22 protein-coding genes are annotated in these 19,443 nt (G+C 55.4%); 2 read left to right on the top strand and 20 right to left on the bottom strand.

Annotated features, from left to right (window positions below):
- Window positions 1-84 precede the first annotated feature (84 nt).
- The 9 genes from rpoZ to pyrR all read right to left on the bottom strand — a co-directional run bounded on the left by rpoZ (window position 85) and on the right by pyrR (window position 9,670).
- Window positions 85-387, bottom strand: a complete 303-nt coding sequence (rpoZ, locus tag BJP06_RS01670) for a DNA-directed RNA polymerase subunit omega (protein WP_240492815.1) — start codon at window positions 385-387, stop codon at window positions 85-87.
- 36 nt (window positions 388-423) lie between these two features.
- The gene (gene gmk, locus BJP06_RS01665; protein ID WP_070362405.1) at window positions 424-1,017 is read right to left on the bottom strand and encodes a guanylate kinase; all 594 of its coding nucleotides are present in this window, start codon (window positions 1,015-1,017) and stop codon (window positions 424-426) included.
- Between the two features lie 4 nt (window positions 1,018-1,021).
- Window positions 1,022-1,345 (bottom strand): integration host factor, actinobacterial type, encoded by a 324-nt coding sequence (gene mihF, locus BJP06_RS01660; RefSeq protein ID WP_070363511.1) that lies wholly within the window; start codon window positions 1,343-1,345, stop codon window positions 1,022-1,024.
- A 217-nt stretch (window positions 1,346-1,562) separates the two neighbouring features.
- Entirely contained in the window at window positions 1,563-2,363 is an 801-nt protein-coding gene (gene pyrF / locus BJP06_RS01655; protein ID WP_070477054.1) for an orotidine-5'-phosphate decarboxylase, read from the bottom strand.
- A 2-nt stretch (window positions 2,364-2,365) separates the two neighbouring features.
- Window positions 2,366-5,716, bottom strand: coding sequence for a carbamoyl-phosphate synthase large subunit (gene carB, locus BJP06_RS01650; protein ID WP_071572592.1), 3,351 nt, complete (start codon window positions 5,714-5,716; stop codon window positions 2,366-2,368).
- Window positions 5,717-5,740: 24 nt separating this feature from the next.
- A complete protein-coding gene (carA, locus tag BJP06_RS01645) occupies window positions 5,741-6,886 on the bottom strand; it encodes a glutamine-hydrolyzing carbamoyl-phosphate synthase small subunit (RefSeq protein ID WP_071572591.1) in 1,146 nt (381 codons plus the stop codon).
- A 14-nt stretch (window positions 6,887-6,900) separates the two neighbouring features.
- On the bottom strand, window positions 6,901-8,181 hold the full coding sequence (locus BJP06_RS01640; protein WP_070362401.1) for a dihydroorotase: 1,281 nt from the start codon (window positions 8,179-8,181) through the stop codon (window positions 6,901-6,903).
- Window positions 8,182-8,183: 2 nt separating this feature from the next.
- Window positions 8,184-9,104 carry an aspartate carbamoyltransferase catalytic subunit gene (locus tag BJP06_RS01635; protein ID WP_071572590.1) on the bottom strand — a complete coding sequence of 307 codons (921 nt, stop codon included), beginning with the start codon at window positions 9,102-9,104 and terminating at the stop codon, window positions 8,184-8,186.
- Window positions 9,101-9,670: a bifunctional pyr operon transcriptional regulator/uracil phosphoribosyltransferase PyrR gene (gene pyrR, locus BJP06_RS01630; protein WP_071572589.1), complete on the bottom strand. Its 570-nt coding sequence runs from the start codon at window positions 9,668-9,670 to the stop codon at window positions 9,101-9,103. The genes BJP06_RS01635 and pyrR overlap by 4 nt, the downstream gene beginning before the upstream one ends.
- 229 nt (window positions 9,671-9,899) lie before the next feature.
- On the opposite strand from pyrR, the gene BJP06_RS01625 reads away from it, so the two are divergent.
- Window positions 9,900-10,370 carry a hypothetical protein gene (locus tag BJP06_RS01625; RefSeq protein ID WP_070362398.1) on the top strand — a complete coding sequence of 157 codons (471 nt, stop codon included), beginning with the start codon at window positions 9,900-9,902 and terminating at the stop codon, window positions 10,368-10,370.
- Entirely contained in the window at window positions 10,360-10,809 is a 450-nt protein-coding gene (locus tag BJP06_RS01620; protein WP_070362397.1) for a YbjN domain-containing protein, read from the top strand. The genes BJP06_RS01625 and BJP06_RS01620 overlap by 11 nt, the downstream gene beginning before the upstream one ends.
- A 58-nt stretch (window positions 10,810-10,867) precedes the next feature.
- Here BJP06_RS01620 and nusB read toward each other — a convergent pair whose 3' ends face one another.
- From nusB to ruvX, 11 genes are all read right to left on the bottom strand, one after another.
- Entirely contained in the window at window positions 10,868-11,371 is a 504-nt protein-coding gene (gene nusB, locus BJP06_RS01615; RefSeq protein WP_070362396.1) for a transcription antitermination factor NusB, read from the bottom strand.
- A complete protein-coding gene (gene efp, locus BJP06_RS01610; protein ID WP_070362395.1) occupies window positions 11,371-11,934 on the bottom strand; it encodes an elongation factor P in 564 nt (187 codons plus the stop codon). Before efp ends, nusB begins: the two co-directional genes overlap by 1 nt.
- A 53-nt stretch (window positions 11,935-11,987) precedes the next feature.
- Entirely contained in the window at window positions 11,988-13,079 is a 1,092-nt protein-coding gene (locus BJP06_RS01605; RefSeq protein WP_071572588.1) for an aminopeptidase P family protein, read from the bottom strand.
- Window positions 13,070-13,522 carry a type II 3-dehydroquinate dehydratase gene (aroQ, locus tag BJP06_RS01600; protein ID WP_071572587.1) on the bottom strand — a complete coding sequence of 151 codons (453 nt, stop codon included), beginning with the start codon at window positions 13,520-13,522 and terminating at the stop codon, window positions 13,070-13,072. Before aroQ ends, BJP06_RS01605 begins: the two co-directional genes overlap by 10 nt.
- 4 nt (window positions 13,523-13,526) lie before the next feature.
- Window positions 13,527-14,582 (bottom strand): 3-dehydroquinate synthase, encoded by a 1,056-nt coding sequence (aroB, locus tag BJP06_RS01595; protein ID WP_071572586.1) that lies wholly within the window; start codon window positions 14,580-14,582, stop codon window positions 13,527-13,529.
- A 30-nt stretch (window positions 14,583-14,612) separates the two neighbouring features.
- Window positions 14,613-15,116: a shikimate kinase gene (locus BJP06_RS01590; RefSeq protein ID WP_070363510.1), complete on the bottom strand. Its 504-nt coding sequence runs from the start codon at window positions 15,114-15,116 to the stop codon at window positions 14,613-14,615.
- An 83-nt stretch (window positions 15,117-15,199) separates the two neighbouring features.
- Complete coding sequence (gene aroC, locus BJP06_RS01585; protein ID WP_070362391.1) at window positions 15,200-16,411, bottom strand: chorismate synthase; 1,212 nt, start codon at window positions 16,409-16,411, stop codon at window positions 15,200-15,202.
- A 22-nt stretch (window positions 16,412-16,433) separates the two neighbouring features.
- Entirely contained in the window at window positions 16,434-16,856 is a 423-nt protein-coding gene (locus BJP06_RS01580) for an A24 family peptidase (RefSeq protein WP_083433151.1), read from the bottom strand.
- Between the two features lie 3 nt (window positions 16,857-16,859).
- Window positions 16,860-17,681 carry a shikimate dehydrogenase gene (locus tag BJP06_RS01575; protein WP_070362390.1) on the bottom strand — a complete coding sequence of 274 codons (822 nt, stop codon included), beginning with the start codon at window positions 17,679-17,681 and terminating at the stop codon, window positions 16,860-16,862.
- Complete coding sequence (gene mltG, locus BJP06_RS01570; RefSeq protein WP_071572585.1) at window positions 17,681-18,847, bottom strand: endolytic transglycosylase MltG; 1,167 nt, start codon at window positions 18,845-18,847, stop codon at window positions 17,681-17,683. Before mltG ends, BJP06_RS01575 begins: the two co-directional genes overlap by 1 nt.
- The gene (gene ruvX / locus BJP06_RS01565; RefSeq protein ID WP_070362388.1) at window positions 18,844-19,338 is read right to left on the bottom strand and encodes a Holliday junction resolvase RuvX; all 495 of its coding nucleotides are present in this window, start codon (window positions 19,336-19,338) and stop codon (window positions 18,844-18,846) included. Before ruvX ends, mltG begins: the two co-directional genes overlap by 4 nt.
- Window positions 19,339-19,443 lie beyond the last annotated feature (105 nt).

The following is a 19,443-nucleotide window of genomic DNA, read 5'->3' as shown; positions in this document are numbered from 1 at the left end:
GCAACAGAGTGTACGCAAAACCCCGCAGCCGCTTCCATTAGGGAGCCACTGCGGGGCAAGTGTGTGATATGAGGGTGCGGGGAGTTACATGCCCTCTTCGTGCTCGAGCAAACTCGAGTTGATCTCACGAAGCGCGATCGAAAGCGGCTTCTCACCCGGCTCTGGCGTCACCAATGGCCCGATGAACTCAAAAACGCCCTCGTCTGAGTTCTGGTAGTAGCTATTGATTTGGCGGGCGCGCTTGGCCGCAAAGATTACCAAGGCGTACTTCGACGAAACCTTCGTCAGTAGCTCATCAATCGGGGGTGCGGTAATACCATCAGGGGTGTCGTATGCTTTTTCTTCCGCGTCGCCCGCAGAGCCATCTTGCAACAGATCGCTGTTGATCGTGCTCAATTCAACCTACTTCTCGTTGTACTTCAATTAATTGTCAGTGTCTCGGCCGTCAGACCCCACAAGAAGGTCCACTATAGCAGCGACAGCGTCATCGATGTTGTCATTGACCACGACGTTGTCGAATTCGTCCTGTGCCGCAATCTCGTTGCGGGCAGTTTCCAGACGACGCTCGATCACCTCTTGCGTCTCCGTGCCCCTGCCAGTGAGTCGCTCTACAAGAATCTCCCACGACGGCGGGGCCAAGAACACGGTGGCCGCCTCTGGCATCAAGCCTTTGATGTTTCGAGCTCCAACCAAGTCGACTTCGACGAGGACTGGCCGACCAGCCTCCAACGCCTCGCGCACTGGAGAAGCTGGAGTACCGGAGCGCTGGAGCCCTCCATGGATATCTGCCCACTCAAGCATCTCGCCCGAATCAATCTTCTGTTGGAACTCATCGGGCGTAACAAAGAAGTAATCCTTGCCGTCCTGTTCGCCCGGCCGAGGTGCGCGCGTTGTCATTGAGACAGAGAAGTACAGTTCAGGAACTTCTGTGCGCAAGCGCTGCACAACGGTTGACTTCCCTACCGCCGAGGGACCGGCCAGAACTACGAGATTACCGCGTGAAGTGGGAGTCGACACTGGATTAGTCCTCGGAGAAACCAAAGCGCTCAAGCAGGGCACGGCGCTGACGGTCACCCAGACCGCGCAGACGACGCGTCTGTGCAATCTCAAGCTCTTCCATGATCTCGCGAGCCTTCACCTTGCCAACCTTTGGCAGAGCCTCCAGGAGCGCAGAGACCTTGGTCTTACCGATAATTTCATCGGTAGCTGCCTTCTCCAAAACCTCAGCGAGGTTCGTGTCGCCGCGCTTCAGCGAAGCCTTCAGCTCTGCACGCTGCTTACGCGCTTCTGCTGCCTTCTCAAGTGCTGCCTTACGCTGCTCATCGGTCAACTGTGGAAGTGCCACGGTTTCCTCCATGTAAATAGTAGTTCTATTGCTCCAGTGCTTTGGCACCGGACCGCGATTTACCAGCCCCGATAGTACCGGACTAAGCAAGCGGCTCCGAGCCAGTGTAGCACTAGGAAGTTTTCTTCATGATGTATTGCATGGCGTTTAGCCACGTCAACGCATCGACGCAACTAAACTACCAGCAATTATGCAATCTGGTAAATACGAGCTGTCCCTATTGCCAATTCGCCTGGTCAACAGCACGTTTTCGCAGTTCATCTGGGTCCGGACCAGCAGTAAGAATCCCACGTGACATATTGGGATAAAACTGCCCAACTCTCTTCCCCGCGATCTCACGAACGTCGTTAAAGCTAGCCCCTTGTGCGCCAACGCCTGGCATAAGGACTGGCCCAGTAAACCTCGAAAGATCAAGCGCGTATGAGAGCGTCGCCCCCACCACAATCCCCACATCTGAACGGTGCGTGCTATTCAGCGCCTCACAGGCATCAACCATCTGCTGCGCGATTGTTACACCGTCTATCTGTTGAGATTGGAACTCCTGCGCCTCCGGGTTCGAGTTAGCAGCCATAACAAATACTCCTTTCCCATACTCGAAGGCAGTGTTGATTGCAGGGGCAAGGGAACCAACGCCAAGAAACGGAGTCAGCGTGAGGGCATCCACTTCTAGGGGCGATCCCGGTCGAAGCCAAGCGTCGGCATACCCTTGCATTGTCGAACCGATATCCCCTCGCTTCGCATCTGCTATCACAAGCGTTCGTGACTCCCGGAAGCGTTGAATGAGTCGCTCTAGGACGCGGAAGCCTGCGGATCCAAATCGTTCATAGAACGCGACCTGTGGCTTGACCACAGCTGCATGGCCGGCAAACGCCTCAACACAGGCATCGGAAAACGCGGCAAGGCCATCTACGGTATCTGGGAGACCCCACTGCTCAAGGATCTGTGCATGCGGGTCGATGCCCACACACAGCTGCCCGTGTTCACGGGCAGCACTGTGTAAGTCGAGCGCAAAGGACACGGCTACTTATCTCCGTTCTCAGTCCGAGTTTCGGACTCAAGTTCCTGAAGGCTCATGACAGCGATTTCATTGTCACGAAGCGCTTCGATGCCTTGGACTGCGGCGGTAACGCCCTGAACTGTCGTCATGAGTGGTACGCCGTGTGCAACGGCTGCGGCGCGGATATCGTATCCGTCGTGGCGTGCACCTGAAGATCCTGCGGGCGTGTTCAGAATCAGGTCAATCTCACCATCGTTAATGCAGTCGACGATCGATTTGCCTTCCGCCCCGTTTCGGACGTCTGAGGCCTTCAATACGATCTCGCAAGGGATCCCATTCCTTCGCAGCATTTGGGCTGTGCCGCCTGTAGCCAGAATCTTGAATCCCATTGTGGAAAGGCGCTGAATTGGGAAAATCAGGGTTCTCTTGTCACGGTTGGCGACAGAAACGAATACTGTGCCTTCCGTCGGAAGTGCGCCAAAGGCTGCTGCCTCAGCCTTCGCGTAGGCAACTCCGAACGACGGCGCTAAGCCCATCACTTCGCCAGTCGACTTCATCTCTGGACCAAGGATGGTGTCGAGCATCGCTCCGTCCGGCCGACGGAAGCGGTTGAACGGCAACACGGCCTCTTTCACTGCGATTGGGTGATCAAGTGGCAGCGAGCCACCGTCGTAGTCACTCGGGATCATCTCTTCGGCCTTCAGCTCTGCGATGGTCGCACCCATCATCACACGAGCAGCCGCCTTGGCTAGGTGTACGCCGGTCGCCTTCGACACGAAAGGAACGGTTCGCGACGCACGCGGGTTGGCTTCAATGACGTAGAGGATGTCGTCTTTCAACGCGAACTGTACGTTCATCAGACCAGTAACACCGATACCGTGCGCCAACGCCTCTGCAGAACGACGCACCTTTTCAATGTCCTCTGGCCCAATGGTCATCGGAGGCAGTGCACAAGCCGAATCGCCGGAGTGGATGCCGGCTTCCTCGATGTGTTCCATGACGCCACCGAGGTAGACGTCCTTACCATCCGACAGCACGTCGACGTCGATCTCAATTGCGGAATCTAGGAAGCGGTCAACAAGCACAGGGTGATCCGGCGAGAGTTCGGTTGCGCGATTGATGTAGTCTTCAAGGCTTTGCTCGTCGTAGACAATCTCCATGCCTCGGCCGCCCAGCACGTAGGAAGGACGAACAAGGACGGGGTATCCAATCTCATTTGCTACTCGACGTGCCTCTTCGAAAGAAACGGCGGTACCGTACGCTGGCGCAGGCAGTTTGGCAGCGTCGAGCACCTTGCCAAACTCGCCGCGGTCTTCCGCGGAATCGATGGCCTCGGAGGTAGTTCCGACTACCGGTACCCCGGCGTCAGCGAGTCGCTGCGCGAGCCCGAGTGGCGTCTGACCACCCAACTGCACGATAACCCCTGCAACCGTGCCAGACAGAGACTCAGCGCGATAGATCTCCATGACATCTTCGAAGGTCAGAGGCTCGAAGTAGAGCCTGTCAGCCGTGTCGTAGTCAGTGGAAACGGTCTCCGGGTTGCAGTTGATCATCACTGTCTCGTAGCCAACCCGCGAGAGCTCCAGCGCGGCGTGGACGCACGAGTAGTCAAACTCGATGCCTTGACCGATGCGATTCGGGCCTGAGCCCAGGATCAGCACCTTCTCCTTATCGGAGGAGGCGACCTCAGACTCTGCCTCCGGATCCCATTCGTACGCGGAGTAATGATACGGCGTCTGCGCTTCGAACTCACCCGCGCAAGTATCAACGGTCTTGTATACAGGGTGGACACCAAGAGACCACCGGAGCGAACGTACGCCATCTTCGCCGGCTAGCTCAGGGCGAAGCGCGGCAATCTGTGCATCAGAGAGCCCGAAAACTTTCGCTTCGCGGAGCAGCTCAGCGTCGAGAACGGGGGCGTCGATAAGCGCCTGGCGGAACTCAACGAGCGCTGCCAACTCAGCGAGGAACCACGGGTCAATCCCACTGGCTTCGTAGACCTGCTCGATGCTCGCGCCCAAGCGCAGCGCGAGTTCAACATCGTACATGCGCTTATCGGTCGGGATGCGCAGATCCTGGAGGACAGCATCCACATCATTCTCACGGCCTTCAGCAAAGTAGCTATCCGGCTTCGTCCAGAAACCGTTCGGCTTCTCTTCCATTGACCGCATGACCTTATTCAAGCCTTGGATGTAGTTGCGCCCAATGCCCATTGCTTCGCCAACAGCCTTCATCGAGGTGCCCAACGTCTCGTCTGATCCAGGGAACTTCTCGAACGTAAAGCGAGGCATCTTGACGATGACGTAGTCGAGCGTCGGCTCAAACGCGGCTGGGGTCACCCCGGTGATGTCGTTTTGAATCTCATCCAGCGTGTAGCCAATAGCCAGCTTGGAGGCGATCTTTGCAATCGGGAAGCCCGTCGCCTTCGACGCAAGAGCCGAAGAGCGAGAGACACGTGGGTTCATCTCAATTGTGATGATGCGCCCGTCAGTTGGGTTCACCGCGAACTGAATATTGCAGCCACCCGTATCGACGCCCACTTCGCGGATAATGGCGATACCCTGATCACGCATGGTCTGAAACTCCCTATCCGTCAGCGTCATAGCCGGCGCGACGGTGACAGAGTCACCTGTGTGGACACCAAGCGCATCAACGTTCTCGATTGAGGCGACCACTATGACGTTGTCATTGCGGTCGCGGACAAGCTCAAGCTCGAACTCTTTCCAGCCGAGAATAGACTCCTCGATCAGCACATTTGCCTCCGGGGAGGCGTCAAGTCCTCCACCTGCGATGCGGTCAAGGTCCTCCATAGTGAACGCGAGACCAGAGCCAAGACCGCCCATGGTGAAGGAAGGACGGACAACGACCGGAAGCCCAAGCTCCTGGACAGTCTCGTGGACTTCATCCATCGAGTAGCACACGCGGGAGCGGGCAGATTCACCGCCGATCTTCTCGACGATGTCCTTGAACTTCTGCCGATCCTCACCGCGCTCAATTGCATCGATGTTTGCGCCAATAAGCTCCACGTTATGCTTTGCCAGGATACCCTGGCGCTCAAGTTGGATCGCTGCGTTCAAGGCAGTTTGACCGCCGAGCGTTGGCAGAATCGCATCGACTGGATGCCCCTGCTCTGCTTCACGGGCCAAGATCATGTCGATGTAGCTTGGGTCAATCGGCTCAACATAGGTGTGATCCGCAAACTCCGGGTCCGTCATGATCGTTGCCGGGTTCGAGTTAATGAGCGTGACTCGTAGACCTTCTTCCTTCAGGACGCGGCACGCCTGCGTCCCCGAGTAGTCAAACTCGCACGCCTGGCCAATAACGATTGGCCCGGAGCCAATAACCATCACATGGTTGATATCTTCGCGCTTCATTGTGTGAATCTCCTCTAATGCTGGTTACTGGTTGTTCGGGCTCTTCGAGTCCATCAACGAGATGAACTGGTCAAACAGCGGGTTCGCATCGTGCGGTCCGGCGGCTGATTCGGGGTGATACTGCACGGAGTACGCCATGTTGTTGTCCAATGCCACGCCTTCGACGGTGCCATCGTTCAGGCAGACATGTGTGATGGACGCCGGGCCGAAATCTGTCTCGAATGTGTCGCCTTCCTTGCCGCGGAGGGCAAAACCGTGATTTTGGCTCGTGATATCAATCTTTCCCGTGCGCAGGTTCTTCACCGGAACGTTGACTCCCCGGTGGCCGTAGCGCAGCTTGTATGTCTCGAGGCCAAGCGCACGACCTAAGATTTGGTTACCGAAGCAGATCCCGAAGAACGGAATCTCAGCAGCGATAATATCGCGAACAATCGCCACCATTTCGTCTGCGGTGGATGGGTCTCCTGGACCGTTCGAGACGAACACACCATCCGGTCGGTACTGTTCAATATCCTTTAGCTGAGTATTTGCCGGCACCACGACGGTCTCAATGCCCCGTTGTGCAAACTGCATAGGCGTAGCAGTCTTAATACCCATGTCGTAGGCGACGACGGTGTAACGCTTCTCGCCTTCAGCGGGGATAGTGTACGGCTGCTTCGTCGAGACCTCTTCGCTGAGGTCTGCCCCAGCCATCGCAGGCTGCTCGTTCACCAGCTTCACTAGCTCATCGACTGGACGCTCGGTGTCTTCACCGACGAAAATTCCTGCCGCAATAGAGCCGTGATTGCGGAGATGACGCACCAGAGTACGAGTGTCCACCCCGTAGACGCCCGGGATACCTTCGTTTTCCATCTGTTCTGCAAGGCTGCGCTTTGCGCGCCAGCTCGAGTGCACGGTGGAAAGATCGCGGATCACAAGGCCAGCAGCCCAGATCTTGTTGTCGTGGGACTCATTGTCTTCGTCGTTCCAACCGGTGTTGCCGATCTGTGGGGCTGTAAGGGTCACGATCTGCTTGTGGTAGGACGGGTCAGTCATCGTTTCCTGGTAGCCCGTCATCGCGGTGCTAAACACTGCCTCTCCGAAGACCTGCTTCTTCGCCCCAAATGAGAAGCCTCGAAAAACCTTTCCGTCGCCAAGCACGAGAAGCGCTGGGATACGTTCATTAACCATATTGTTTAGTTCCTTTACTCGTTATCAGCTTGGTACGTAATAGCTCCACGCAGCATCGTCATTTTGACCTGCGCATTAAACTGCATTCCCTCGTATGGTGTGTTCGAGGCCTTCGACGCCAACTCTTCCGGCTCTACCGTCCACGGCGAATTCGGGTCGACCAAGGTGAGGTTTGCTGGTTCGCCAGCAGTAATCGGTCTCCCCTGGTCCTCCAGCCTCAAAATCTCAGCTGGTCTCTCACTCATTACCTTTGCGACGAACCGCCAGTCCGCCAACCCCGCTTCAACGAAGACACGCGCGATGATTGCCAGCGATGTCTCGAGCCCCAGCATGCCTGGCTTCGCGTGTTCAAACTCCACACACTTTTCTTCCGAACCGTGCGGGGCATGGTCCGTCGCAACTACGTCAATAATCCCGTTCAGCAAAGCGTCACGAAGCGCAATTGTGTCTCTGTGCTCACGCAGCGGCGGGTTTACCCGGAAGTTTCCGTTAAACGTTTCCAGCTTCTCATCTGTCAACAGCAGATGGTGCGGTGTAACCTCCGCCGTAATCTTTGAGGAATGCTGCTTCGCCAGGCGCAAGAGCTGAACAGTTCCTTCCGTCGAAGCGTGGCAGACGTGGAGACGTCCGCCGTAATCGCGCGACATGATCATATCCCTGGCGACAATCGATTCTTCAGCTACGCGCGGCCATCCACGAAGGCCCAGCTTCGCAGCCATTGGCCCTTCGTGAGCGCTGGCGTCTTCAGTCAGACGGTGATCCTCGGCGTGTTGTGCGAGCAGCACATCATATGCTTTCGCATATTCAATTGCGCGCCGCATGATTTGTGGATCGTTTACGCATTTTCCGTCGTCCGAGAACATACGAACATGGGACTTCGACATCAATCCCATCTCGGTGAGCTGCTTGCCCTCAAGCCCTTGCGTGATAGATCCAACCGGGTACACGTCACACTTACCGTAGCTTTGCCCCTTGTTCCACACCGCTTCAGCAAGGAATGGCTGGTCAATCACCGGCCGCGTATTAGCCATCGTAAACACGGCTGTAAAACCGCCCTTCGCAGCTGCGTCGGAACCTGTGGCGATGGTTTCCGTATCTTCCCTGCCCGGCTCACGGAGGTGGACGTGCATGTCCACCAGGCCAGGCAGCAGCACCCAACCCTGACCATCTAGTACTTCGTCAGCCTTCGAGGTATCGACGTCTTCCCCTACCGAAGCAATCTGCCCATCTTTGATCAGGACGTTTACGGTGGATTCGCCGTATGGCCGAACGTTTGTCAATGCAATTACTGACATTTCTAGCTATCCTCTCCAGCCAACAAAGCGAACAGCACAGCCATTCGCGTATAAACACCATTTGAGACCTGCTGCAGTACAGCAGTATTTTCGCGGTCTGCAACATCAAAGTTGATTTCCATACCGCGCAGCATTGGGCCCGGGTGCATGATGATGGCGCCAGGTTTCATTTGCTGTGCTCGCTGTTTGCTGAGTCCGAACAGCGTGGCGTACTCGCGGTGCGATGGGAAAAACCCGCCATGCATACGCTCTGCCTGAACGCGCAGCATCATTACAACGTCCGCGTCTGGAATCTCGGCATCAAAGTCGTAACTGATACGGCATGGCCAGTCCTCCGCCCCAACTGGCAACAGGGTTGGTGGTGCAACGAGTACGACATCCGCGCCAAGCTTCGACAGCAGTTGCACGTTGGAGCGTGCGACCCTTGAATGCAAAATATCGCCGACAATGATGATTTTCTTGCCGGCGATTTCACCAATCTTCTGACGCATCGTTACCGCATCAAGGAGCGCCTGCGTCGGGTGCTGGTTCTGGCCATCGCCCGCATTGACGACAGATACATTAGGAACCCAGTCAGCAATGAGTTTCGCTGCTCCAGACGATGGGTGGCGAACGACAATGGCGTCAGCGCCGACTGCAGCGATCGTCGAGGCCGTATCCTTCAGCGACTCGCCCTTCTTCACGGAAGAAGAGGACGCAGAAATATTGATGACGTCAGCGCTCATCCACTTACCTGCAGTCTCGAACGAGGAGCGCGTGCGCGTTGAATTCTCGTAAAACAGCGTGAAGATCGTACGTCCACGCAGCGTTGGGAGCTTCTTAATCTCGCGACCCTCGAGGGTTTCTCGGAACCGATCTGCCTCATCCATGATGAGGTGAATGTCGTTAACGCTGAGATCGTCGATCGAAATCAGGTGCTTCATTCGGTGGTGACCTCCTTGGTCAGCGTCACCGCATCGATGTCATCAATTGGGGTCAGAGACACCGTGACATCTTCAGCAATGGCGGTTGGAATGTTCTTGCCAACGTAGTCGGCGCGAATTGGTAGTTGGCGGTGTCCACGATCAACTAGGACTGCAAGCTGAATAGTGCGTGGTCGACCAAGATCTCGCAACGAATCGAGTGCCGCGCGGATGGTCCGACCGGAAAACAAAACATCATCTACGAGGATTATGGTTGCGTTATTGATCTCAACCGGAATGTTCGTCGGCATTAGCGCCCTATGAGGCTTGTCTCGGAGATCGTCTCGGTACAGCGTAATATCCAGGCTGCCTACGGGGACGGTGATCCCGGTAAAAGACTGAATCGCATCCGCGATCCGCTCTGCTAGTGGCACTCCCCCCGAAGGAATACCCAATAGGACTGGAGTGTCTGAAGACTCCGAATCAAGCGCATTCTTTTCAATGATCTGGTGCGCGATGCGTGCAATTGTTCGCTCAACGTCACGCTCACTTAATAGCGCAGACGTCACGCGTTGCTTGTCACTCATCGAACCTCCTTCCCCGCCTCGCTGTGCGGAATTTAAAGGATGTCGAAATTGGTATTTGTCTATGCTGAGACTGGTCAGAATCTTAGCACCTTCACAAAGGCGTCTCGCTATATCGGTCAATAATTCTCTTCACTAGATTGCTCGCTTCCCCTATACAGGTGTACCCGCCAAGTTTTCTCAGGATTCCGCATAGGTAGTTGGCCGACGAATGATTGGTAGGGTTGGAACAATGACGACGCAACAAATCCCTGACCAGCCCAGTCCGGTTTCGCTTGCAGATGTTGCAGCCATTTTTGAAAATGAGGACCTTGAGTACCGCATTGAAGAAAATATTTTGCGAAGCGGATTCGTCAACTGCGCGACTGTGTGCGCTTTGGATGATAGTTATCTGATTTTCGAATCCATTTGGCGCGGTGCTGTGCCACAAGAAATGGCTTCACACTTGCTCTTGGCAATGAACGAACATAACCAAACCCACTTTGCGCCAACCTTGCGTTTCTTCGAAAACGAAACAGGAAGCGATGCACCATCGCTGGCGGTGAGCGCAATCCGTACGACAGACGTCACAAACGGGTTAACACCAGATCAATTGGGCGCATTTATCGTCACATCGATCGAATCAACACTGCAGGCTTTTGATTTTCTGGAAACGTCATTTCCCACGTTAGTGAACTGGAAGGACCCCCACGTTGAGCACTAGTACTTCTACACCCCAGGTAACGATCGAACGCATCATTGAACAAATGCGGGGTCACGGCATCGAACTGTCCGATGATCCGACAGGGCGCGTCGCGCATGCAAACCTGAATGATTTCCATGTCTTGTTTGTACTCCTGGACACCGTGTTGATCGTCCGCGCCGATGCCGAAACAGACGTTCCTTCCGACTCCACAGATCCCTCACTCTATCTCGCCGCGAACCAGACGAACTCTTCGCTGCTCGGTTGCCGCGCGGTTGTGGCAAACAGAGGGGAGACACTAGTTGTCCGTTCTGAAAGCGAGATACACGTTGCCGCGGGCATGACCGATGAACAACTTTCGAGTGCTCTCCGCCGTAGTGTCGACCAGGTGCTCTATGCACAAAATATGATGAAAGTGCTATCAGAAACGATCGCTGAAGCCGCTCAACGCGGAAACTAAAAAGTGGGAGGCAACGCGTTGATTCGTTGCCTCCCACTTTTTTACAGCGGAAAACTCGTTAAGCTTCCTCGCCCTCCTGACCGTCAGCAGGTTCTTCTGCGTGAGTCTGAGACATTGGAGCATTTTCAGATTGCGATTGAATTACTCCGTCGAGCACCGCGTGGATATACGGCGCCGCTTTCGCGCCTGAGTACTGCGTAGCTAATTCAGCCGCATTCGAGATCGTGATTGGGGCATCAACCTCTGCGTTGAACAGGATCTCCCAGATACCTACGCGCAAGATCTGCCGATCCACTGCGGGGATTCGATCCAACTCCCAATCGCTGCTGAGAAACTTCTCGATTGCGTCGTCAATATCATCGAGCTGAAGGGCCACGCCCTCCACGATGGTCCGGGTATACGGAGCCACCGGGGCAATTTGATTCAGCGGGTTCTGAGACAGCGTCTCTCGGTCTTCGACAATAGCAACCGGGTCGATGTCTCTAGCTTCGGCTTCAAAGAGGATATCGACGGCTCTACGACGCGCACGGTATCGTGCGCCATGGCGTTTGAAATTCTCCATTAGTTGTTCACACGCGAAAGGTATTCACCAGTACGCGTATCAACCTTCACTACATTACCGGTCTCAAGAAACAGTGGGACCTGAATTTCGGCGCCGGTCTCCAGGGTTGCAGGCTTGGTGCCACCGGTGGAGCGATCGCCCTGCAGACCCGGCTCGGTGTGCTCGACCTTGAGATCGACCGAGATCGGTAGTTCTGCAAACAGTGCGTCGCCCTCGTAGAACGAGACCTGGACATGCATGTTTTCCAGCAGGAACTTTGCGGCATCACCGAACTTCTCTTCTGGAAGCTCGAACTGCTCAAAGGTCTTGTCGTCCATGACCACGTAGTTGGTTCCGTCGTTGTACAGGTAGGTCATGTCACGGCGGTCAACCGTTGCCGTGTCAACCTTAACGCCAGCGTTCCAGGTCTTGTCCACGGTTTTGCCGGAGACAACATCCTTCAACTTAGTACGAACGAAAGCTGGGCCTTTACCGGGCTTCACATGCTGGAACTCAACAATCTGCTGGAGTTTCCCATCTACCAACAGAACCAAACCGTTTTTAAAATCAGCAGTAGTTGCCACTTGAAGCCTTCCTTCTTTCTAACAATAGATGTGCTCTCGCAATCACAATTATGCTACAGCACGATGAGTTCCTTGGGGAACTGGGTGATAATACGTGGTGCACCGCTGGTGATAATCAGGGTGTCCTCAATTCGGACACCTCCCTTCCCAGGAACGTAAATACCCGGTTCGATGGTCAAGGTCATCGATGGTTCTAGCTCTCCAGTGCCAGTCAGCGCCGCGTATGGTCCCTCGTGCACATCCAACCCGATACCGTGACCCGTCGAGTGCACGAAGTATTCGCCGTAGCCCGCGTCTTCAATGATGCTTCTACATGCTTTGTCTACGTCGACTAACTTCGCACCTGCAACAGCCGCCTCGACACCTGCTTGCTGGGATTCACGAGTAACCTCGTAGATTTCGCGGAGAAACGCAGAAGGTTCCCCCACCGCAAACGTTCTTGTCATGTCGGAGTTGAATCCTGCACGGTACATTCCGAAATCAATCGTGACAAAGTCACCGTCTTCGATCACGCGGTCAGAGGCACCATGGTGTGGCTTAGCCGAATTCAAACCCGACGCGACAATCGTGTCAAAGCTCGGGCGATCAGCGCCAAGCAATCGCATCCGGTATTCCAAGTTGGCAGCGACTTGGCGCTCTGACTGTCCTGCTGCGAGCTCACCGGCGTCAACTAGTTCGCGAAGCGCTGTCGATGCCAGCTCCGCGGCCTCAGCCAAGCGTTGAAGCTCCAGTTCATCTTTCACTAACCGAATTCCCTCGATTTGTTGCGCGACAGGCACCAAGGTCACGCCTTCAGGACAAGCCTGCTTCAGAGCCTCAAGCTGCGATGCACTGACATAGTCTGCTTCGTACCCAACGCGGTGGCCCTCCACAACTACGCTCAGCAGTTCGGTGGCGACTTTTCGAGTGATAATTGCCTCGATATCAGGAACTTCTTCTGCGACCTGCGTCGCGTATCGCCCGTCTGTTGTGATACGAGCTGAGCGGTCTTTGGAGATCAATAGCGCACCATTGGAACCAGAGAATCCAGACAAGTAACGGACATGCGTCAAATGGGTTACTAACATGTCGTCGATCCGGTGACCAGCTAAAAGAGACGCCAGCTTACGGCGCCGGTTTTCAAATCGAGTATCTGCTAAACCCATTGGGACTCCTTCAAGTCGTTGATAAATACTTGCATTGCAAGCTCGTAACCTTCCAGACCAAGACCGGCAATTACGCCACGCGCTAACGGCGACAAATACGAATGATGTCGGAAGGCCTCACGCGAGAAAATATTCGAAATGTGCACCTCCACAAACCCCGGACCGTCTCCCAACTCAACAACAGCATCGCGCAGCGCCACTGATGTATGCGTAAAACCGCCCGGATTAATGATGACAGGCCATTTACTGTCGGCCGCCTCGTGCACCCAATCGATCAAGTCGCCCTCGTGGTTGGACTGACGAACCTCAACATCCACGCCTGCCGTTGTAGCCTTGCTCTGCAGCCGCTGTGTGAGTGTCTCCAAGGTTTCGGAGCCATAGATTTCGGGCTGCCGCTTGCCGAGTCTATCCAAGTTTGGTCCGTTGAGAACAAGGATCATCATCGCACTAGTCCCCCATCATGGCTTCGTAAGCAGCACGCATCTCTTCTTTGGTGGCGTCTTCGATTCGTGTACAAGAACCGATACCATCGAGTACCACGAACCGAATGTGCCCGTTCTTATTCTTCTTATCGCGGGTCATTCCCTCATAGAGCTCATCGAACACGCCATGCTCGTAGCGCGTTGGCAACCCAGCCGCTTCAAGGATCGTACGGTGTAGCGAAACAACCGATTCGTCGATAAGTCCTCGCTGCAGCGCAAGGTACGCAACGAACATCATTCCCACAGCAACAGCATTTCCGTGCCGCCAACGGTACTGCTCACGACGCTCGATTGCATGACCAAGCGTGTGCCCATAGTTCAAAATTTCACGGAGTCCCGACTCTTTGAGGTCCTCGGAGACAACGCCTGCTTTGACAGCGACAGAGCGCTCGATGAGCTCAGGCCAGTGACGAGAGGCACCCTCCTGGAATAGATCCAAAATCTTTGGGTCAGCGATAAAACCCGTCTTGATCAACTCCGCGGAGCCAGACACGATCTCTTCTTCTGGAAGGGTGTACACGCGTTCCAAGTCGATGAAGACGCCCTTCGGCTCATGAAATGCACCGACCAGGTTCTTACCTTCCGCTGTGTTCATCCCAGTCTTCCCGCCTACTGCGGCGTCCACCATTGCTAGCAATGTAGTTGGGACATGCACGACGTCAATGCCACGCATCCAAGTAGCAGCGATAAATCCACCCATATCAGTTGCTGCACCGCCGCCCACAGTGACCACGGCGTCCTGCCTCGAGAAACCGGCACGCCCAAGAACATCCCAAAGTTCACTTGCAACCGCAATGCTCTTGCCGTCCTCCGCATCAGGGACGGCCGCCAGGTGGGGTTCAATGTTATTGTTTTCTAAGTCTTGCGCGATACTTCGTGCAACGGCAGCTAGCGGAGGCTGATGCACGATCAGGGCCTTCCTCGCCCCAAGCTCCTGCACGCGAATACCGACCTTCATAGTTGTGTCGTGGTCGATGAAGACCTGATACGGCTGGGGCCCACAAACATCCACTACTGCCATGACTTGCCTCTCTTCTCTCTAGGAATCGTTCTATTCGCTATCGATGACGCCTAACACTTCAGCAACGATGCGCTGTGGCGGACGATCGTCAGTGCGGACGCGGTAGTCAGCAACCTCGCGGTAGAAAGGCTCACGTTCAGTAAGCAACGCCTGGTAACGCGCTTCAGGGTCTTCTGCTGCCAGCACTGGACGAGTCCCGTCTCCTGCAGTCCGTCGAGTGCCCTCTTTCACCCCGACGTCAACCCACACGACAAGGTGGTTTTCTAACAGGGCTCTCGTCTCAGGCCGAACCACAGCGCCACCGCCTAGGCTCACAACGCCCTTGCACCCTAATACCTGCTTCACAACCTCATGCTCAAGATCACGAAACGCATCCTCCCCCAACGATGCATAGACTTCACCGCACGGTTTACACTCAGCTTGTTCGATTATCGAATCAGAATCCACGAACTGAAGGTTCAATGCCCTCCCTAATCGACGCCCAATCGTCGTCTTCCCAGCGCCTGGAGGGCCAACAAGCACGACTTTTGGAATACCGGACTCGCACGACCCTAGAACCTCATCTACGGCTGGTCGGGAACCTGTATCTGCGTTCACAGTCATCCTTTCTTTGCGGACTACTCCCCATCAAAACGGAAGCGCTGCGCAACGTATTGCTGATACGACGCAATGTTACGCCTCAACTCGTCGAGACTGTCCCCACCGAACTTTTTCAATGTCGCTTCCGCAAGCACAAGTGCCACCATCGCCTCTGCGACCACGCCTCCCGCTGGGACAGCACAGATATCGGATCGCTGATGAATACCCGTGGCCTCCGCGCCGGTAGCCATATCGATAGATTGCAGCGCGCGAGGCACCGTAGAAATCGGCTTGAAGGCAGCTCGCACACGAAGCTGCTCACCGTTGGTCATACCACCCTCAAGGCCACCGGCTCGGTTAGACAGCCGCTGAACCCGGCCATGTTTCAACGTAATCTCGTCGTGCGCTTGCGACCCTCTGCGCGTAGCAGTCTCAAAACCATCTCCGATTTCGACGCCCTTCACGGATTGAATGCTCATCAAGGCGCCCGCAAGCTGAGCGTCGAGGCGTGCTTCCCCAGAGATGTGGGAGCCCAGGCCGATAGGGAGGCCGTCGACAATTACCTCGACGACTCCACCCAAGGTGTCCCCTGCTTTCTTTGCGGATTCGATACACGCAACCATCGAGGCTTCTGCTTCCTTGCTCGCGGCACGTACCGGAGAGGCGTCGATAGCATCAATGTCAGCAAACGAAGGCAACACGTCACGATCAGGCACTGAGTCCCCAATTGAAACCACGTGCGAAAACACCTCAACGCCCAGGGCCTCACGCAAAAGTGCACGTGCAACCGCTCCTGCGGCGACTCGCGCAGCCGTTTCACGTGCTGACGAACGCTCAAGCACAGGTCGTGCCGAATCGAATCCGTATTTGATCATGCCTGGAAGATCCGCATGCCCTGGTCGCGGACGAGTCAACTTTGCACCACGCCCAGACGACATGGCCTTCTGCACATCTTCATTCGAAGTATCCAACGGATGCGGAGACATAATCGTCGTCCACTTTGGCCACTCGGTATTGCCGATCTGAATCGCGATCGGACTACCAATCGTGGTGCCGTGCACAACTCCAGCGAGCAGCTCCAGCTTGTCTTGCTCAAACTTCATCCGCGCGCCGCGTCCATACCCGAGACGGCGACGAGCGAGCTGATGTGCGATCTCCTGCTCAGTAATTGGCACGCCAGCAGGCATATCCTCAACAAGTGCTATCAGGGCTTGGCCGTGGGATTCTCCGGCAGTGGTCCAGCGAAACATGATGGCTATTCTGTCACACTTCTCATGAGAAGATGCAGTTTCCGGCATAGATTCCAATTACTGCCCAACTCGCCAACACCATCGACGGGCCATGTGGAACACGGCGAGACCTCACGAGTAACGCGAAACATACCGTGCAGAAGCTGCTTATAAACAACGCCACCATAACACCGATGAATCCCCCAGCCGCTGCTGAAGCAACGCCCAGTGGAAGCGCGAGTTTGATGTCACCGCCACCAATGCCCTGTCCAAACAGCAAATAGGTAGCAGGCCAAAGCATACCCACAGATAAGAAGGGCTCGAACGCGACGGCAATGACAGCTACAACGCACAGTGGCAACGTGAGCCAATTAGGCAACCGCGTGTATTTCAGGTCGTACCAGCATGTCAGTATCGACCAGGCCAACCCCAGAGCGACCGCGCCCCAAACAGCTCCCCCCGCCATCTTCTAGTGACTTTGCTGCTCTAACGCGGTCCAATGCTCCACGAGCGCCGTTTCCATTTCTTCACGCGGCGCATTGCGTCCCGTGAACTGTTCGAACTGTGAGAACGCCTGCCCCGCTAGCATCGTCAGCCCCCCGACTGCTTTGTAACCGTTCGCGGCAGATTGGGATACCAGCGGAGTCGGCCACGGATCATATATGACGTCGAGCAACGGGGCGTGAGCCAGCTGCTGAACATAGGGCCGCAGCGTATCTGCGGGGACAGTCGAAACAACCACGTCAGCAGCAGCCGTAACTTTGAAAAGATCACTGTCAAAAGATACGAAGTTGCACCTAATGCCTTCCGTCAATCCTCGAAGCTCGCCGCTCCTATCTGAACGATTGATAACAGTAATTTCCTCAACCCCTCGTTCGCGAAGGGCCCAAATCACAGCCCGAGAAGTACCGCCGGCGCCGATCACGACCGCTCGTTGGATATCTGCTCCGCCAAGCAAACGGCGAAGCGCGTACAGCACTCCTTCGCAGTCAGTGTTATCCGCCCGCCACCCCTGGTGTGTGCGGACCAGGGTGTTCGCGGACCCGATCGCAATTGCCCGATCGGTTGCCCGATCCGCGACCTTTAACGCAGCAAACTTGCCGGGCATCGTAACTGAAAACCCTTGGAAACTCTCGTCCGCCTCAAGCACGACCCTGGGAAGGTCTGCTTCGACGCACTCAATCCTTGTGTAACGCCAATCATCGAGCCCCAGAGCCTTATACCCAGCGTGGTGCAAGACCGGTGAGAGTGAATGCTTAATCGGGGAACCGAGGACGGCTGCTTGGTACATTACTGCTCCCGATTTCCTTCGCGCTGAGAATCGAGAATGCCAGAGTCATACGCGCGCTGCGTATCCTCCAAATGCTTATCAAAAGTGCGGTTAAAGACTGTCGTGCCATCCTTATCGATGGTCACAAAGAACAGCCAATCACCTTCTGCAGGCCGCTCCATCGCCTCAATTGCTTCCATCGATGGTGATGCAATCGGCGTTTGCGGTAGTCCATCCATCGCGTACGTGTTCCAAGGAGTGACCCGCTCACGGTCCTCACGTGACGTCGCAACCTCAACAGAGGGCAACCCATAGTTGACGGTCGAGTCAAACTCGAGACGCATAGGCTCTTTGAGACGGTTCAGGATAACTCGAGCCACCTTATCGAACTCTCCGGCAGGAGCCTCACGCTCAACCAGAGATGCAGCTACGACGAGTTCGTACGGAGTCAATCCAACTGACTTTGCCCTCGTGACTATGTCTGTCGCTTCATACTGCTTTGCAGATCGCGTAATCAAATCAGTGAGCACGGCCTCGGCAGACGCCCCTGGATCCACGATGTACTCACCCGGAGCAATAAGTCCTTCAAGACGTTTCGCGTCTCCCGCTCGAGCGTTCACTACCTCGAGTGCCCACTCTGGAATGCCGAGGCTCGCCGGATCCGCATCGGCCGCAACGTGGTGCAGCTCTTCAACAGTAACGCAACCAGGTTTGACTTCTTCACCACAAGAAACTTGCTGAATCATGGACAAGATACCAAGACGCCGTTGCCCACCAACGACGTTGACATCCATGAGCGTTGCACCCCCATAAACCTGTAGTGGCGTCACGCGCTTGGATGGGTCGAGCAGCGCAGCCACGGCACTGTCCGCACTCATCTCACCTTCCAAGCGGTAAAATCCAGGCTGAATGTTGTCCGAGTCCGCATTATTCGCAGCTGCAGTCTGGAACGCTCCGTTCGAAGCAACAATGCCACGTTCTTCAAGCTCAGGACCCAGCGACGAAATGTTCGAGCCCTCGGGGATCTCGACGACTTGTTCCTCACCATTACCGGTACCGTTAAAATCGGCGTTCGTGCCGTTACGCATCACCGCGATCCAGGCAATCAATCCAATGATCAGCAAGATCGACGTTACGAGCACCGCCGTGCCCCGTGTACGTCGTTTCGAGGTTGTTGGGGTCGTCACGATTGATTCTCCTTGAAGTAATTCGTTCGGCCGTCCAGCCAGGATTGCAAAATCTCAACCGCCGCAGCTTGATCAATCACACTACGACCAGCGCGCTCGTTCACGCCGCTCGCACGCAAGGCGTGAGCTGCAGCAACAGTTGTTAGACGTTCATCAGCCATTCTTACGGGAAGCCCAGATCGTCGCCTAATCCGGAACGCGATCTCTTTCGCGTGTTTGACGCTACGTGAGCCGTGACCTTTTAAATCGCGTGGCAGACCAACAACAACTTCAACGATCTTGTACTCGTCGATGATGTCGATGATTCTATCGATATCTGCTCCGTCGCGATCTTTAAATCCTGTAACACGGGCAACAGTCTCAAGTGGAGTCGCTAGCTTTGCATCACGGTCTGACGATGCGACACCGATACGAACTGTACCGACGTCAATTCCGAGGCGACGTCCCGGCCCGGGATCTTGAACCCCGGGGCGATCGGGCTGCACCGTCATACCATCACTCCAACCGTTTACTCTGTGCCTTCCCTTAAAACCTACTGGTTTTTTGGGACAACGGATATCCAAATACGGCGTGTCGCACTATTGATCCGTGCTTAC

It is taken from the genome of Corynebacterium sp. NML120713 (assembly GCF_001875735.1).
In the GTDB taxonomy this organism is placed as follows: Bacteria; Actinomycetota; Actinomycetes; order Mycobacteriales; family Mycobacteriaceae; genus Corynebacterium; species Corynebacterium pseudogenitalium.
This window is presented reverse-complemented; position numbering and strand designations above follow the sequence as displayed.